This window comes from Serratia plymuthica (genome assembly GCF_018336935.1).
Classification (GTDB): domain Bacteria; phylum Pseudomonadota; class Gammaproteobacteria; order Enterobacterales; family Enterobacteriaceae; genus Serratia; species Serratia plymuthica_B.
In genome coordinates this window covers 3,747,430-3,763,685 of record NZ_CP068771.1, presented here as the reverse complement: position 1 = coordinate 3,763,685, position 16,256 = coordinate 3,747,430, and the positions used below count along the sequence as shown (strand labels likewise).

Annotated in this window: 16 protein-coding genes; 12 read left to right on the top strand and 4 right to left on the bottom strand. The window is 56.4% G+C overall.

The window, feature by feature from the left end:
* Positions 1–305 precede the first annotated feature (305 nt).
* From JK621_RS17520 to JK621_RS17485, 8 genes are all read left to right on the top strand, one after another.
* Complete coding sequence (locus JK621_RS17520; protein WP_013814891.1) at positions 306–836, top strand: fimbrial protein; 531 nt, start codon at positions 306–308, stop codon at positions 834–836.
* An 88-nt stretch (positions 837–924) separates the two neighbouring features.
* On the top strand, positions 925–1,476 hold the full coding sequence (locus JK621_RS17515) for a fimbrial protein (RefSeq protein WP_212557005.1): 552 nt from the start codon (positions 925–927) through the stop codon (positions 1,474–1,476).
* A 98-nt stretch (positions 1,477–1,574) separates the two neighbouring features.
* Entirely contained in the window at positions 1,575–4,076 is a 2,502-nt protein-coding gene (locus JK621_RS17510; protein ID WP_212557004.1) for a fimbria/pilus outer membrane usher protein, read from the top strand.
* A 19-nt stretch (positions 4,077–4,095) separates the two neighbouring features.
* Positions 4,096–4,851 carry a fimbrial biogenesis chaperone gene (locus JK621_RS17505; RefSeq protein WP_212557003.1) on the top strand — a complete coding sequence of 252 codons (756 nt, stop codon included), beginning with the start codon at positions 4,096–4,098 and terminating at the stop codon, positions 4,849–4,851.
* Between the two features lie 11 nt (positions 4,852–4,862).
* On the top strand, positions 4,863–5,477 hold the full coding sequence (locus JK621_RS17500; protein WP_212557002.1) for a fimbrial protein: 615 nt from the start codon (positions 4,863–4,865) through the stop codon (positions 5,475–5,477).
* 14 nt (positions 5,478–5,491) lie between these two features.
* Entirely contained in the window at positions 5,492–6,496 is a 1,005-nt protein-coding gene (locus JK621_RS17495; protein WP_212560227.1) for a fimbrial protein, read from the top strand.
* A gap of 18 nt (positions 6,497–6,514) precedes the next feature.
* A complete protein-coding gene (locus tag JK621_RS17490) occupies positions 6,515–7,054 on the top strand; it encodes a fimbrial protein (RefSeq protein WP_212557001.1) in 540 nt (179 codons plus the stop codon).
* Between the two features lie 147 nt (positions 7,055–7,201).
* A complete protein-coding gene (locus JK621_RS17485; protein ID WP_212557000.1) occupies positions 7,202–7,813 on the top strand; it encodes a helix-turn-helix transcriptional regulator in 612 nt (203 codons plus the stop codon).
* A gap of 12 nt (positions 7,814–7,825) precedes the next feature.
* On the opposite strand, the gene ctlX is transcribed toward JK621_RS17485, so the two are convergent.
* Entirely contained in the window at positions 7,826–8,752 is a 927-nt protein-coding gene (gene ctlX / locus JK621_RS17480; protein WP_212556999.1) for a citrulline utilization hydrolase CtlX, read from the bottom strand.
* A gap of 134 nt (positions 8,753–8,886) precedes the next feature.
* Here ctlX and JK621_RS17475 point away from each other — a divergent pair, with 134 nt between their 5' ends.
* On the top strand, positions 8,887–9,309 hold the full coding sequence (locus JK621_RS17475; RefSeq protein ID WP_212556998.1) for an Lrp/AsnC family transcriptional regulator: 423 nt from the start codon (positions 8,887–8,889) through the stop codon (positions 9,307–9,309).
* 5 nt (positions 9,310–9,314) lie between these two features.
* Here the strand turns inward: JK621_RS17475 and JK621_RS17470 are convergent, their stop codons facing one another.
* On the bottom strand, positions 9,315–10,220 hold the full coding sequence (locus JK621_RS17470) for an arginase family protein (RefSeq protein WP_212556997.1): 906 nt from the start codon (positions 10,218–10,220) through the stop codon (positions 9,315–9,317).
* Between the two features lie 290 nt (positions 10,221–10,510).
* On the opposite strand from JK621_RS17470, the gene JK621_RS17465 reads away from it, so the two are divergent.
* On the top strand, positions 10,511–11,389 hold the full coding sequence (locus JK621_RS17465) for a transcriptional regulator (RefSeq protein WP_212556996.1): 879 nt from the start codon (positions 10,511–10,513) through the stop codon (positions 11,387–11,389).
* A 202-nt stretch (positions 11,390–11,591) separates the two neighbouring features.
* Here JK621_RS17465 and JK621_RS17460 read toward each other — a convergent pair whose 3' ends face one another.
* Entirely contained in the window at positions 11,592–12,797 is a 1,206-nt protein-coding gene (locus JK621_RS17460) for an NAD(P)/FAD-dependent oxidoreductase (RefSeq protein WP_212556995.1), read from the bottom strand.
* A gap of 361 nt (positions 12,798–13,158) precedes the next feature.
* Here JK621_RS17460 and pitA point away from each other — a divergent pair, with 361 nt between their 5' ends.
* Positions 13,159–14,661, top strand: coding sequence for an inorganic phosphate transporter PitA (gene pitA / locus JK621_RS17455; RefSeq protein ID WP_004951543.1), 1,503 nt, complete (start codon positions 13,159–13,161; stop codon positions 14,659–14,661).
* Positions 14,662–14,736: 75 nt separating this feature from the next.
* Here pitA and uspB read toward each other — a convergent pair whose 3' ends face one another.
* Positions 14,737–15,072, bottom strand: coding sequence for a universal stress protein UspB (gene uspB, locus JK621_RS17450; protein WP_004951547.1), 336 nt, complete (start codon positions 15,070–15,072; stop codon positions 14,737–14,739).
* Positions 15,073–15,689: 617 nt separating this feature from the next.
* Here uspB and uspA point away from each other — a divergent pair.
* Positions 15,690–16,136, top strand: coding sequence for a universal stress protein UspA (gene uspA, locus JK621_RS17445; protein ID WP_212556994.1), 447 nt, complete (start codon positions 15,690–15,692; stop codon positions 16,134–16,136).
* Positions 16,137–16,256 lie beyond the last annotated feature (120 nt).

Genomic DNA, 16,256 nt, shown 5'->3' with positions numbered 1-16,256 from the left:
TTTTGGTTTTATATTCTGTATTTGACCTAACTTAATAAAAGCTATTTCCAACAACACCTATTATTTGCAAGAATATTCTCACCAAGACGCCAGGGTGATATTCATATTTTCATTTTAATGGAATGCGTTTTTACGCCTTCCAAAAACTTTCGTTATTGCCGAGAAAATAACGGAGGGTGGCGTATTGCCCAGAGCAAAAGGATCTGGCTCCAACTTCGAGGGCGGTGACATGACGTTGCCGTCGTCGTGGGGGATTTAGATGTGCTTTTCTTTTTATTTAAATACTCTCTACAGGAACTTGAGAAATGAAACTGAATAAATTAATGCTGGCAACCATGATTGCTTTCGCCTCCGCATCTGTTGCTCACGCCGCATCTAATCAGGGCAGCGGTAAAGTGACTTTTACCGGTGAAATCATCGATGCGCCATGCAGCGTAGCGCCAGAGTCCGTTGACCAGACGGTACCTATGGGCCAAATCAGCAGCCGTATCCTGGCCAAAGAAGGCAAATCCAGCTCTCAGCCATTCAGCATTGAGTTGAAAGACTGCTCTCTGACAACCATGAAGAACGTCCAGGTGACCTTCACCGGCACCCCGGATCCTGATAACAGCAAGCTGTTGGCACTGAGCGGCACCGCGACCGGCGCGGGCATCATGATCTACGACAACCTGCACTCCAAAGACGTTGAGCTGGGCACCGCGACTGACGGTCAGGGCCTGAACGAAGGCAACAACTCCCTGAAATTCGCCGCTTATCTGCAAGGCAGCAGCGCGTCTGGCGCCGTGGTCCCTGGCGAGTTCACCAGCGTAGCGAACTTCACTCTGGCTTACCTGTAATCCCCTTGGGGGGCGCCGTTTCGGCGTCCCCGCTTTTACCTGCACGGATATTAGGTAACGAGACGGACGGCTACAGGGAGACGCCAGCATGACAACCCGGATTTGGGGCGCGCTGCTTATCGCGCTCAGCGTTTGCAGCCTGGAAGCGACAGCGAAAAATCAGGGCCACGGCACGGTCAGCCTGGGCGGCGAGATCGTCGAGACCCCTTGTGGGATTGCCGGCGAAAGCCTCGACCAAACCATTGATTTCGGGCTGATCTCCATGACAGATGCGGCATTGGGCGCGCAGCCGGTATTGATCGGCAGCCGCCGCAATTTTGAGATCAAGCTGGTGAACTGTGAACTGGCAAGCGTAGTGAAGCCCGACTTTATTTATCGCGCGGCTACCGTCACCTTCGACGGCACCGCAGACAGCCGGGATCCGGCGCTATTGGGCGTTTACGGCGAAGCGCAAGGCGTGGCCATTGAACTGCTTACCGCAGCCGGTACCCCTATCCCGCTGGGCACCACCACGGCGGATTACCAGATCGTCGCCGGCGACAATACGCTGCGCTTCGGTGCCCGACTACGTATTCACCCAGATAAGGCCCGAGCCGGCGGATTCAGCTCGCTGGCGAAATTCACCCTGTCTTATCTGTAACGCCGCGTTAGGCGGGTACCGGCATCAGGTACCGAATGACATCACGTATTACGTATTCAGGTCGTACAGGATGACCTGCTATTGGGCGCGGATTTGCCATGAGTGATTATTCTATGACGTCATTACTGACACGGAAAAAAAGACCCCTTACCGTCATTCTATCTTTCCTCTGGGCGCATTCGGCTTTTTCCGCCACGGAATTCAATACCGACGTATTGGATATCGGCGATCGCAGCAAAGTGGATTTATCGCGTTTTTCCGATGCCGATTACGTCATGCCCGGCACCTATCTGCTGGATATCAAGATCAACCAGAAAACCCTGCCGCAGCGCCGCATCCAGTATTATCCGTCAGCGGATAAAAAGGAGCGCTCCCGCGCCTGTCTGCCGCCGGATCTGGTGGAGAAAATGGCGCTGAAAGAGGAAGCCGCCAAAAAAATCACCCTGTGGCACGACAACCAGTGCGCCGATATCAGCGGGATCAAAGGGGCGACCCTTTCCGATCGTATCGGCGGCGGCGTATTGGCGATCACCATTCCGCAGGCATGGATGAAATATTCCGATCCGGACTGGACCCCACCTGAACAATGGGACGACGGTATTCCGGGGCTGCTGCTGGATTACAACCTCAGCGGCCAGGTCGGCAAACAAAGCCACAATAACAACACCTCAGAAAATCTCAGCAGCTACGGCACGCTGGGTGCCAATATGGGCGCCTGGCGCCTGCGTGCCGATTATCAGGCCAATTACAATCAGCAGGCCGGCCAGCGTGACAGCGGTTTTGACTGGAACCAGATCTACGCCTATCGCGCACTGCCCATGCAGGCCGCCAAGCTCACCCTCGGCGAGATCTTTCTCGACTCGGGGGTGTTCGATTCGTACCGCTTCACCGGCCTCAATCTGGCCAGTGACGAGCGCATGCTGCCGCCCAACCTGCAGGGCTATGCGCCGGAAGTGCGCGGCATCGCCAAGAGCAACGCCAAAATCACCGTTTCCCAGGAAGGCCGCACGCTGTACGAAACCACGGTGCCCGCCGGGCCGTTCGCCATTCAGGATCTCAACAGTTCGGTACGTGGCCGGCTGGACGTGAAGGTAGAAGAACAAGACGGCAGCGTCTCCACCTTCCAGGTCGATACCGCCACCATCCCTTATCTGACCCGCCCCGGCTATGTGCGCTACAACGTCGCACTGGGTAAGCCCTCGGCTTACGATCACCGCACGCAGGGGCCGCTGTTCTCCGCCAGCGATTTCTCCTGGGGGCTGACCAGCGCCTGGTCGCTGTACGGCGGCGCGCTGCTCGGCGGCGATTACAACGCCTGGGCGCTCGGCCTGGGCCGCGATCTGAACGTGTTTGGCGCCATGTCGCTGGACGTCACGCAGTCTATCGCGCGCCTGCCCAATGAACCGACCGCCAGCGGCATGTCGTTCAAGGTCAACTACGCCAAACGCTTCGATGAACTGAACAGCCAGATCACCTTCGCCGGTTACCGCTTCTCGCAGCGCAAGTTCATGAACATGTCGCAGTATCTGCAAGAACGTTACAACGACTACGACGAACACTACAACGGGCGCCAAAAAGAGCTGTACACCATCACCGCCAGCAAAACCTTTATGGCGGAAGACAGCGCCAAAGCGATCACCGCCTACCTGACCTATTCCCACCAGACCTATTGGGACGCCAAGGCACAGGATCGTTACGGGCTGTCCGCCAGCAAATTGTTCAACGTCGGCAACGTCAGCAACATCACCGCTTCGCTGTCGGCCTACCGCACTACCTATCACGGCCGCACGGACGACAGCGTGATGCTGAACTTCAGCGTGCCGATTGGCGATCGTCGCCGCATCGGTTACTCGCTGCAAAGCAGCAACAGCGACGTCACGCAAATGGCGTCCTACAACGACTACACCGATCCGAACAATACCTGGCAGGTCAGCGGCGGCTTTAACCAAGCCGGCAAATCGCTGGCTCGCGGTTACTACAGCCATAACGCGTCATTTGGCTCGCTTAACGCCAGCGCCTCTTACCAACAAGACAGCTACTCCTCTGTCGGCGGCACTTTCCGCAGCGGCATTACCGCCACCCGACACGGCGTGGCCGCGCACCAGAACTCCAGCAACGGCGGCAGCCGGATGATGCTCGACACCGATGGCATCGCCGGGGTGCCGATCAACAACGGCCGCACCTACAGCAACCACTTCGGCCTGGCGGTGATTTCCGATATCACCAGCTACTACAACACCGATACCCGCATTGACGTCAACCAACTTGCGGACGACGTCGAAGCGACCCGAGCGGTAGTGCAGGGCACGCTGACCGAAGGCGCCATCGGCTACCGCCACTTTGAGGTGGTGAAAGGCAGCAAGCTGCTGGCCACCATCAAGCTGACCGACGGCAGTGAACCGCCGTTTGGCGCTACGGTGCTGAGCGAGCGAGGCCGCGAAGTGGCGGTGGTGAACGACGGAGGATCGGTCTACCTGACCGGCGTCCAGCCGCAAGAGCAACTGGATGTCGCCTGGGAAGGCCAACGCCAGTGCCGCATCGTGATACCGGGCGCCGCCAAGCCGCTGGACCAGCTGCTGCTGCCGTGCGCCAAACTGTAATCCGCAACACAGAGAATTGATGACTATGAACAACTATCCGCTAGCAAAAGTGGCCGCACTGGGCCTGGCATTGGCCAGCGCGGCGCCGGCCGTCAACGCAGCGATTTCGCTGGATCGCACCCGCGCCGTCTACCTCAGCGACGCGAAATCCATCAGCCTGAATATCGTCAACGAAAATAAGGAACTGCCTTTCCTGGCGCAATCCTGGCTGGAAAACGAACAGCATCAGAAAATCACCTCGCCGCTGGTGGTACTGCCGCCGTTGCAGCGGGTAGAAGCCGGCGAACGCAGCGTCGTGCGCATCACCAAGACCCCGGAAGCCGACCGCCTGCCGCAGGATCGCGAATCGGTGTTCTATTTCAACCTGCGTGAAATCCCGCCGAAGAGCAGCAAAACCAACGTGATGCAGCTGGCGCTGCAGACCCAGATCAAGCTGTTTTACCGGCCGAAAGCCATCGTCGCGCCAAAAGGCGAAGTGTGGCAGGAGAAGCTGGTGTTCAGTAAAAGCGCCGGCGGGTTCACCATCGAAAACCCCACGCCGTTTTACATCACTCTGACCGGCATGACCCGCCAGCCGCAGAAACAGGGCGGCGGCGCGCTCGGTGACTTCCAGCCGGTGATGCTGAAACCGAAATCCAGCGAAAGCGTGAAGCTGCGCGACAACGGCCTGAACAGCTTTGTCGTCACCTACATCAATGACTACGGCGGCCACCCCGAGCTGCGCTTCGCCTGCAGCGGCAGCGTCTGCCATGTCGTGCCCGATACCAAAAAATAAGGAGATACCGCATGGCTGAATTCACCGGCGGCCGCCTGCGGCCCTTGCTGTTCGGCGCACTGCTGCTTAGCGGCAGCGCGGCGGCGGCAACGCCGCTCGACGTGATTGAAGGCACTACCGGCACCCTCAGCTTTTTCGGCGGCCTGCTCAGTTCCCCTTGCAGCCTGACGCCGGACAGCCAGGACCAGGCCATCGATTTGGGCGAGGTTAACGCGCGTGACTTCCAGAATGCCGGCGATCGGAGCGCGCCGGTGCGCTTTCGTCTCGCCTTCCGCAACTGCCTGTTGGGGGCCAAAGCGCTGGCGGATAACCCCGCCGGACAACGCAACGGCGATGCCGGGCAGCTCTATTTACAGGGCGAGCAGGCCGCGACGCTGGTGTTTCTCGGCGACAGCGATGTGAATAATCCGGACTTGCTGAAACTCAACGGCGGCGTGCAAGGCATCGGCCTGCGTTTGCAGGACCAACAGGGGCGTGCGCTGTCACTTAACCAACAGAGCCGGCCCTACATTCTGCAACCCGGCAGCAACACGCTGTGGTTCAGCGCCAGCCTGGAGTCAACGCAGCGGGCGGTGATGGCGGCCGGGTTTTCCGGCGTGGCGCACATTCAGGTGATTTACCTGTGAGGTTCACAAACGCGATGAAAAACCAATACCTTACCTATTGCCTGCCGTTGGCGTTCGCGCTGGCGGCGCCTGCCGTCTGGGCAAATGGCTACGTGACGCCGGACGGCGGGGCAAAACAGTTCTATATCGACCTGAATGAAACCAACATCACCAATCAGGTGGGCTTCACCAAAGAATTTACCTATTCATTAGGCGGCCAATATACCGGCAAGGCCTATTGCGATACCCGTATTCCGACCAGCCCGCACTTTTATAAGTCGGATTCGGCGCTGCCCCCCTCCGAGTTCGGCAACGGTTATTTAAAACTGAATGATTACCTGGATTTAAAAGCCGAGGTGTGGATCGCCGGCAATAAAAGGGCCTACGTCACTGTGCCTTTTTACAATGTATCCAACGAGTTGAACCAACATTCATGCAACCCGCCCTACGTGCAAATCAACAACTACGAAAGCGGTTCCCGGGGCAAAGTCACCTTCCGGGTGCGCAAAAAAATCATCAATGGCGTGCAGATTAACGACCGGCAAATCATCGAGATGTATGGCCGCCTGGGGTCGACCGACGCAGGTTTCGGCCCTAACCCTATGGCGCAGGTGTTTATTCAATCCGCCATTCTGTACGTGCCGGATAAATGCGTGGTGAATGAAGGCCAACTGATCAACGTCGAATTTGGGGAAATCAGCGGCAGCAACCTGAACGGCGCAAGCTATCCGCAAAGCATTCCGGTGCGCTTTCAGTGCGAAGGCGGCAGCTTTGAGGACGGCACCCTGAATATCAAACTGGCGGTCTCCGGCAGCCCGGCGCCCTTCACCAATAACGCGTTTAAAACCGATAAAACCGATCTCGGCATCGAGATCAAACATAAGGGTCAGTTGGTGATCCCGAATGAGTTTTACCCGGTGCCGAATATCGGTAACGGCGGCAGCTGGAACCTGGTTGCCGCGCCGCTGGCCAACGGCGGCAAGGACATCGCGGAAGGGGAATTCAACGCCTCGGCCACCATTGTGGCGGCCTTCGAGTAACCCAGGGAGAAACAGACCATGCGTTTACGCGCTTTAGCGATGCTCAGTTGCACGCCCCTATTGTTTACGGCGTTGCCGGCGCCGGCGGATACCGAACTGATCGGTTCACCACTGCAGTTCCACGGTACCGTGGTGAGCCGGCCGTGCAATATCGAACCGCAATCGGCCGATCAGGTGGTGGAGATGGATACCGTGATCGTCAAAACCCTGTACCGCTATGGCCACAGCAATCCGGTGCCGTTCAACATCAAACTGACCGACTGCAAAACGGCGGTGTTCAAATCCGTCAATGTCACCTTCAGCGGCACCGAAGACCACGAACTGCCGGGCAAACTGGCGATCAATAACGGCACCAACGGCGCCGCCATCGCGCTGTTCGACAGCAAGGGCGCCGATATTGAGTTGAATCAGGCCACCAGCGCAGTGGCATTGCAGGACGGCGCCACTGTGTTGAATTTCACCGCCTATGTGCAGGGCCACCCCAGCGCGATACAGAATAAAACCATTACCGAGGGTGAATTCAGCTCGGTAGCCAATTTTGTGCTGGCTTACCAATAAGGCCGGGCGTTTCAGGAAGCAGTGATGATATCCAACGACAAAACGGCCGGGTTATTCAGGCTGGCGGCGTGCCATTACCTTGATTTTCTGGGGGGGTCGTCGGGCTCGCCGACGGTTCCCGCACGATGCGCGTTTTAAGGAGTAACTATGCTTAATATTCGGTTCACCCTGCTGGGCAGCGATAATTTTTATCAACAGGGGTTACGGCAACTGCTGCAAGAGTATCTGCATGACCTGAATCACAGCCGCCGCGGGCATCTGCACGAATTGCGCAACCTGGAGCCGATCGAGATCGTGTTCCACACGCTGGAAGACCAATGCGGCTGCGCCAGTTGCTACCAAAGTCCGTACCAGACGCCGCGCCATCGGCAAATGATCGTGCTGATCCTGGACGATCGCGACACCCGTTATCTGCACGCCCATCCGGCGTTGTTCAGCATTAACCGACGCGACGATGCCGCTACCGTTCGCCACAAGCTCCACATGGCGCTGGAACGCTTTTGCCGGCACCCCTGGGTGGCGCTGCACGCCGGCGCCATCTGGAAATGCCGGCAGTGCCGCATCTCCGCCCTGAGCAGCTGCGAAAAGAAGGTGCTGAAGCTGATGAGCACCGGCATGTCCGCCTGCACCATCGCCGGGATGCTGCACCGCAGCCAGAAGACCATCAGCGCCCACAAGCGTTCGGCAATGCGTAAATTGAACGTGCGCAAAAATACCGAACTGAACAAAATGCTGCTCAATCAGATGGGGCTGAACTGAAACGGCGCAGGCTCAGGCCAGAGCGCGTTTCTTTGGCAGAAAGATCTCCGCCAGCATACAGCGCGCGCCGCCGCCGCCGAGATCTTCGATAATATCGAGTTCCCCCAGCGCCAGCCGGGCGTAACCGCCAATCAGCGCCTGCTGCGGCGGCGTAAAACTGGCCCAGGCGCGGGTCGACATGGCGTAAACCGGGCTGCCGTCTTGGGCGCGCAGCTCCAGCACGTTGCAGGCGAACGCCTCCATCTGAGCGTAGCTGACGTCAATCAGGGTTTTGCCGCTACCTTGCAGGCTGGCGATCAGCGCGCGCTTTTGCTCCGGGTTACGCAGGCTTTCCAGGCAGAGAATGGCGTAGCGCTCGCCGACGCTCATCATCACGTTGGTGTGATAAATCGGCCGATTATGGCGATCTACGGCGTCGAACCAGACGATTTTGTAGCCGGAATGGCGCTCAAATTCGCGCCCCACTTCTGGAGAGCTGCGTGACGACAGACAGGAATAAGCCAACCTGTTAGGGTGATCCAGGATCAATGAACCTGTGCCCTCCAGAAAACGCCCGGCCCGTTCGTGGGCGGAAAGATCAATACGTCGTTCAATCACGAAATCATTGGCGAGCTGCGCGATAATATCCTGACGGCGTTCCCGTCGTCGGTTTTCCGCTTCCATCGGGAAAGTGAACAGGCTGCCGTCGCCCAGCAGCGCAATCCAGTTATTGGGAAACAATGCGTCCGGCGTTTCCTGCCCGTCGATATCATCCATCACCCTCACGTCGACACCGGCCTGTTGCAGAGCAACAACGTAACCGTTAAAGGCGATCAATGCCCCGGCCTCGTGATGTTGATGGCGCTGCGTGGCCTTCTGAAAAAAATTGCTGTGCTGGGTCTGTTTATTCGCGGCAAAACCGGAAGGCCGGATCATCAAAACGGATTGGGTGGTTTGCATGATATTTCTCACAGGGATCGGGGGAATGACGCGCCCCTATTATGGAAAATCAATTTGGCGCCAGGCAGTGTGAAAAATGACTAAATTGCTCTATATTTTTACAAATCGCCACCGCCAGCCGACACCTTGCCACCATGAATGATACCGATCGCCAGATCCTCGCGCTGCTGCGCGAAAACGCCCGCAGCTCGGTGACCGAGATAGCCAACAAGGTTCGGGTTTCACGCGCTACGGTGCAAAAAAGAATCGAGGCGCTGGAAGCGCAAGGGATCATTACCGGCTACACCGTTCGCGTGAAGCCTGGCGTGGAACATAACCGCATTCGCGCCTGGATGTGCGTGGCGGTGGAAGGCACCAAGGCGCAAAGCGTGTTGCAACAGCTGCGCGGCGAACCGGCGGTGTTCACCCTGCACACCACCAACGGCAAGTGGGACATTCTGCTGGAGATCCGTACCGACAGCCTGGAGAGTTTCGATAAGATTCTGGGGCGTATCCGGCGCATCGCCGGCATTTCCAACACCGAAACCAGCATCCAGTTGTCGACGCACAAGGCATAACGCCGTCAGCGGGAGCGGAACATCGCCTCCAGCATTTCCATTATCAGCGCCGCGTATCGGCCGTCGGGATCGAGCTCGGGGTCGAATACCGACAGCGTCATGCCGCAGCACAACGGATTTTGCAGCAAGCGCGCCACGATATTTTCCAGCCAGAGGCGATCGATACCGGGGCTGCCGGGGGAATCCACCGCCGGCATAATGGTTTGGTCGAGCACGTCCACATCCAGATGCAGCCAAAAGCGCCATTCCGGCTCGGTGGCCAGCATCTGTTCGATTTGCCGCACAATTTCCGCTTTGCCCATCCGATTGGCGGCGAAGACGTCAATGCGCGCAATTGCCGTTTGATTGATATCCGGCCAGGCAAAATCCGCATCCCGGCACTCACGCTCGCCCAGCTGTAAAACCTGCCGCTCCGGCACCAGCGGCCCTGTTACGCCAGGCCATTCAGTCAGCAGCGGTTCCCCGCGCCCGGTCGCCAACGCCAAATCCATCCCCGCCGCCGCACCCAGCATCTGCTGCGGATCGTAGTTGCCGGGATGACGGAAATCGCTGTGCCCGTCGATGTGCACCAGCGAAAGCGGCCCCGCACGGCGCGAACCGGCCAGCGCCCCCAGCAGAATCGAACAGTCGCCGCCGACCACCAGCGGGAACTCGCCGCGCGCCTGCACCGCAGCAATCTCTGCGGCCAACGTGATCGTAAAGGCGCGAATCGCGTGGCCATTACGTATGCGGGTACCGGGCTGCGCCGCCGGCGAATAGGTCGGCTGCGGCAACTCAGTGACGCCCCCCGCCCCCAGCCTTTGCGCCAGGCCATGTGCCATCAGCGCCTGCGGCGCTCGCCATGTACCGGGAACATGGCCCGGCCGTAAAGGGCGCAGCCCCAGATTGGTAGGTGCAAGAATAATATGCATGGCGAATACCCCGGATAAACTCTCTAAAAGTCAGCTTAGTCTATCCGGCTGCGCCGGGCCCGAGTTTTGCCTACGGCTGCCGCGTAGCCTTGTACCCGGCGGTTCCCGAATGCGACAAAGCCACGCCCTCCCTCAAGACAAATCTCTGCCGCCGGCCACCTGCCGCCATTAAAAGTGACAAGTGGTCGGGAATTTTCCCTGTTATTCATAAATCATGCACTTTTCGTTTGGCTATCGTTTGGTTGCGTAACATTACATTGTTGTTTTCGACAAGAAATGTAAAAAAATATATGAAAAAAGCACTGTTTGGTTGGGAACCAACAACGCCAGAAGCCTACAGGGAGGCCTATTTTCTCTTTGGGGGAAGTGTATGTACTCACCCTGACGTGCTGGACTTCTTGAGTCAGCGGCTTGTTTTTCCTGAATTCTATCGTTACACGAAAAAAGGCTCGGTTATATCTGCGGCCTTTTCTCTAAAGGGTAATCTTTCGCTTAAGGTAAGTGGATATCCCTTTTCTTTTGACGACATCATCATTCCGATTAAAAAAGGCAGCGGCAAGATTGTTATGCCTTTTAAAACCAAACAGTTATCTTCTTATCATAAAGGGGATTTTTATAACTGCATTCATTGGGAAAAGTTAAAAAGAAAGACATGCCTGGTCAAAGATGATTTTTCCAAAAAAACGCATAAAAAAAGATTAGCGGAGTTTGATAAATTCATAAGTAGCGGTGGGGAATGCTTGTCAATTGACAATTTTTCCGATAGGGAGCTGTCTGATATTTATATCTCGCTTTTCAAAAAAAGATGGGGGGATACATTAGAGTGTTATTCTGAGGAAGCCCTGTTGGCGGTCTTTAGTAAATTACGCCACCTGCTATTTGGTTATGTATTGTTGATAAATGGCAAGCCTTGCGCTTACGACCTGGTATTTAAAGCAGAATGCAGGGAGTGGATTTTCTTTGATTGCCATAATGGTGGCGTTGACCAAACCTATGCGAGCCTCAGCACAGGGAGTGTTCTTATGTATATGAACATCAAGTTGGCAAAAGAATTATGCAATCAAAAAGGCGTAAAGATGATTTACTCCCTGGGAATGGACAATCCAAGGTGGAACTATAAAAAGCAGTGGTGTGAAATAGTCACTCTGGGCCGAACATTGGTGCCCTGAAATCGCTCGCTGACCGAAACCTTCTGATACCCCCGGGCCTCACAGCATCCTCCCGACCCCCTGCGCCTGCGGATCGCTTGTCACCGGCCCGATGAGTATGACTGCGGAAGTTGGTGTCGGCGACGACGCCACGGGGGCAGTAGATACTCCGCGCCATTCATTAACGGCATGATGCCAATACCTACCGGCTGCGGAGTAACAATCAGCCTTGCTGCCCCTGCGCCGCCAGCGCCTGAGCGCAAGCCCAGGCCGAGCTCCAGGCCCACTGGAAGTTATAACCGCCCAGCCACCCTGTCACATCCACCACTTCACCGATAAAGTACAAACCTGGCACCTTGGCAGCTTCCATGGTCTTGGAAGAGAGTTCTTTGGTATCTACACCGCCGAGTGTCACTTCCGCCGTGCGGTAGCCTTCGGTGCCATTGGGCTGTACACGCCAGTTTTGTAATGTTTCCACCAATGCAGCCTGCTGCGTCGGGTTTAACTGTTTCAGCGTGGCTTCCGGCAATTGCCCCAGCGTCTGCAGGCACTCCACCAGGCGTTTCGGCAAGTGCAGCGCAAGAGTATTCTTCAGGCTTTGATTAGGGTGAGCCTGGCGTTGTTCATTGAGGAAGCCCGCCAGATCAAGCGCAGGAAGTAAGTTAACGCTCACAAACTCACCGGGCTGCCAGTAGCTGGAAAGCTGCAATACCGCCGGGCCGGACAGGCCGCGATGGGTAAACAGAATGCTTTCGCGGAAGCTGACGCCGTTTTCGGCGGTGATCACCGCCGGCACAGAGACGCCGGACAGCGTTTGCAGGTGTTCCAGCAGCGGTTTATGCAGGGTAAAAGGCACCAGCGCGGCGCGAGTCGGCAACACCTTGAGGCCAAATTGCTCCGCCAGCTTATAGCCGAACGGCGACGCGCCCAACCCCGGCATGGAAAGCCCGCCGCTGGCCACCACAAGTGAGCGAGCACTCACTTTCTCACCGTTGAGCGCCAGTTCGAAACCGCCTTCGGTTTTTTCCACGCCCAGCACTTCACTGCGCAGGCGCGTCGTCACCTGGCCCAGTTCGCACTCTTTAACCAGCAGCTCGACCACCTGCTGCGCCGAGTCATCGCAAAACAGCTGCCCCAGCGTTTTCTCGTGGTAGGCGATGCCGTAGCGGTTAATCAGATCGATAAAATCCCACTGGGTATAGCGCGCCAGCGCCGATTTACAGAAATGCGGGTTGTTCGACAGGTAGGCGGCCGGTTCGGTGTACATATTAGTAAAGTTACAGCGTCCACCGCCGGACATCAGGATTTTGCGTCCCGGTTTTTTGCCGTTATCGAGCAGCAGCACCCGACAACCGAGTTGCCCCGCCTGCGCGGCGCAAAACATACCCGCTGCGCCCGCACCTATTACCACGACATCAAACTGTTCCACCTGCGCCTCTTTCTGAATATCCCTTCATACCTGAAGCTGCAACTGCCTTGCTGCAACGCCAATTATTTTGGGTGTAAAAAACCACAATCGCGACAAAAGGCCGCCATATTACGCCGTTTCGCTACCGGTAACCGACAACTTTACGGCGGCAGATTGTAAAGCCATGACGCCGTCAACGCCATAGTAAGAAAATATTACAGCACGCTTATCAGCATAAGGTTCTGATATTTCATATCTTTGTCATGCCAGCGCCATCGTTTCGTCATATCCAAATCAAAAAAACGTCATATTTTCCTTTTCCCCGGCCCCGGTTGTCACGGATAATGCGCGGCGTTCATGTCCACAAACTGGCGTAACGCTTATGCTGCATTTGTTCGCAGGCCTGGATTTCCATACCGGCCTGATGTTAATTCTCGCATTGTTGTTCGTGTTGTTTTATGAAGCCATCAACGGCTTTCATGATACGGCCAATGCGGTCGCTACAGTAATCTATACCCGTGCCATGCGCTCGCAACTTGCGGTCGTGATGGCGGGCTTGTTCAACTTTCTTGGCGTTATGCTCGGTGGTTTGAGTGTTGCTTACGCCATTGTTCACCTGTTGCCTACCGATCTGTTGTTGAACGTCAGTTCAGCGCACGGATTAGCCATGGTCTTCTCCATGCTGCTGGCGGCGATTATCTGGAACCTCGGCACCTGGTATTTCGGTCTGCCGGCCTCCAGTTCCCATACGCTGATTGGCGCAATTATCGGTGTTGGTTTAACCAATGCACTGATGACCCACACCTCGGTGGTGGATGCGCTTAACGTCCCGAAAATGATCGGTATTTTCCTGTCATTGCTCATCTCGCCGCTGGTCGGCATGATGGTCGCCGGGCTGATGGTGTTTGCCTTGCGCCGCTATTGGAGCGGCAACAAGAAACGCCAGCGTATCCACATGACCCCTGCGGAACGCGAAAAGGTCGACGGCAAACGCAAGCCGCCGTTCTGGACCCGTATCGCACTGATCCTGTCGGCTATCGGCGTCAGCTTCTCGCACGGCGCCAACGACGGCCAGAAAGGCATCGGCCTTATCATGCTGGTGCTGATCGGCGTTGCGCCGGCCGGTTTCGTGGTCAATATGAATGCAACCGGTTATGACATCACCCGTACGCGCGATGCCGTGACCCACTTGCAGCAATATTACCAGCAGCACGGCGATGCCCTGTCACACGTGGTGTCCCTGACGCCGCTGGTGCCAAGCCCGGAGGATGAGGTTTCGCCGAATAAGCCGACCGAGTTCCACTGTGACAGTTCCCGCGCCATGCCGGCGATTGAGCTGACGCAGGGCCTGCTGAACAATCTGCAAAGTTACGATCAACTGACGGTAGAACAGCGCAGCCATCTGCGTCGCCTGCTGATGTGCGTAACGGATACCGCAGACAAGGTCGCCAAACTGCCGGAAACCTCCGCCGCGGACCAGCGTTTCCTGAAGAACCTGCGTCAGGATCTGCTGCAAACCGTTGAGTATGCACCGCTGTGGATCATCGTTGCGGTTGCTCTGGCGCTGTCACTCGGCACCATGGTTGGCTGGAAGCGCGTTGCCACCACCATCGGCGAGAAAATCGGTAAGAAGGGCATGACCTACGCTCAGGGCGTGTCGGCTCAGATGACCGCGGCCTTGTCGATCGGCGTGGCCAGCTACACCGGTATGCCGGTTTCCACCACCCACGTACTCTCTTCGGCGGTAGCCGGGACGATGATCGTGGACGGCGGCGGCGTACAGAGCAAAACCGTGAAGAACATCCTGTTGGCCTGGTTACTGACCCTGCCGATTTCGATTCTGCTTTCCGGTTCACTGTACTGGCTGGCGCTTAAGGTTATCTAAGCAGCTTGTTCCATGAGAAAGGCGGCCCGTTGTGGCCGCCTTTTTTTTGCCCGTAGCTGAGGGAAACCGCCCGGTTTAATACCAGATCATCAGCGCCAGCAGGCTGACGACCACCAGCCCGCACAGGGCGGAAGTCAGCATAAACTGCCCGCGCACCCGCTCACAACGGCGAATAAACTCCGGATCGTGATGCTCGACGTAGCGCTGCGAGAAAATGTAGCGCACCAGCCGCAACTGCTTGCTCGGCTGACCGTGGGCCGTAAAGAAACCGCCGCCATCGACGTATTGGTACAACAGCGGATCGCAGCCGCGCAACACCACCAGCAGCGCACGCAGAGAAGAGTAATACCGCACCATGTTTACCACACACACCACACACAAAGCCCAAAACAGCGCGACGGTACTGATCATGATTGCCCCCTCAAGGCGTTGTTATCCGCGGCGCTCCGCCGGGTCCAACTGCCCTACCTCGATGCCCATTACTGCGGGAGCCTACCGCTCCGATCCCCTTTTACCGCTCGGGCCGCGCATAACCCACAGCCTCTGAAACAAACCGTCGCCAGGTAAAGTACCCGTAGCGCGGACCGACTCAGAGAAGAAAGGGTGAGGCCCATATTCATTATTGTAGGTGAATGAAACGCAAACTGGCCTGAGCAGTAGATAAAATTTACCGCAATCTGGCTATTTGTCACCCATCGATGGGTTATAAGCAATAACCGCCCCTGCCCGCCACTCCCGGTCTTTTCCACGGCCGGAAGGGCATTTGAGGCTATACTCTGTTTAAGAACGCTTATGTTTCAAACGATCAAACCGCCAATAACCCCAGTAATGATAGGATTTTCAGCCCGGCGGGTGTAAAACTGGCAAGGGTAGAGATGAAGAGATTTTCTGATGCGGCACACTGTGATCGCCCCAACATATCATTGTGTTATCTGAATGATAAAATGCAGGTAAACCTAAAGCGCCAGGCTGGTACGCTGAAATGCCTGCTAACCCTTTAATCGGCATTATATGGAAGGAGTATTCTCATGGCTTACAAACACATTCTGATTGCGGTAGACCTGTCCCCAGAGAGCAAAATTCTGGTGGAAAAAGCCGTATCTATGGCGCGGCCGTACAACGCCAAAGTTTCCCTGATCCACGTAGATGTTAACTATTCCGACCTGTATACCGGCCTGATCGACGTTAATCTCGGCGATATGCAAAAGCGTATCTCCGAGGAAACCCACCACGCGCTGACCGAGCTTTCGCAAAATGCCGGTTATCCGATCACCGAAACCCTGAGCGGCAGCGGCGATTTGGCGCAGGTGCTGGTCGATGCCATCAAGAAATACGATATGGACCTGGTGCTGTGCGGCCACCACCAGGATTTCTGGAGCAAGCTGATGTCCTCTGCGCGCCAGTTGATCAACACCGTTCATATCGACATGCTGATTGTGCCGCTGCGTGATGAAGAAGAAAAAGACGCAAATTAAGTAAGCCCCCACAAACATAGCTTGCCCACGCCCGCCGCCGCGGGCGTTTTTCGTTCTGCCGTCATCACTAATCGCTTGATAATCAACCGCCCTCCAGTGATATAGTCGCTAAAGACACAA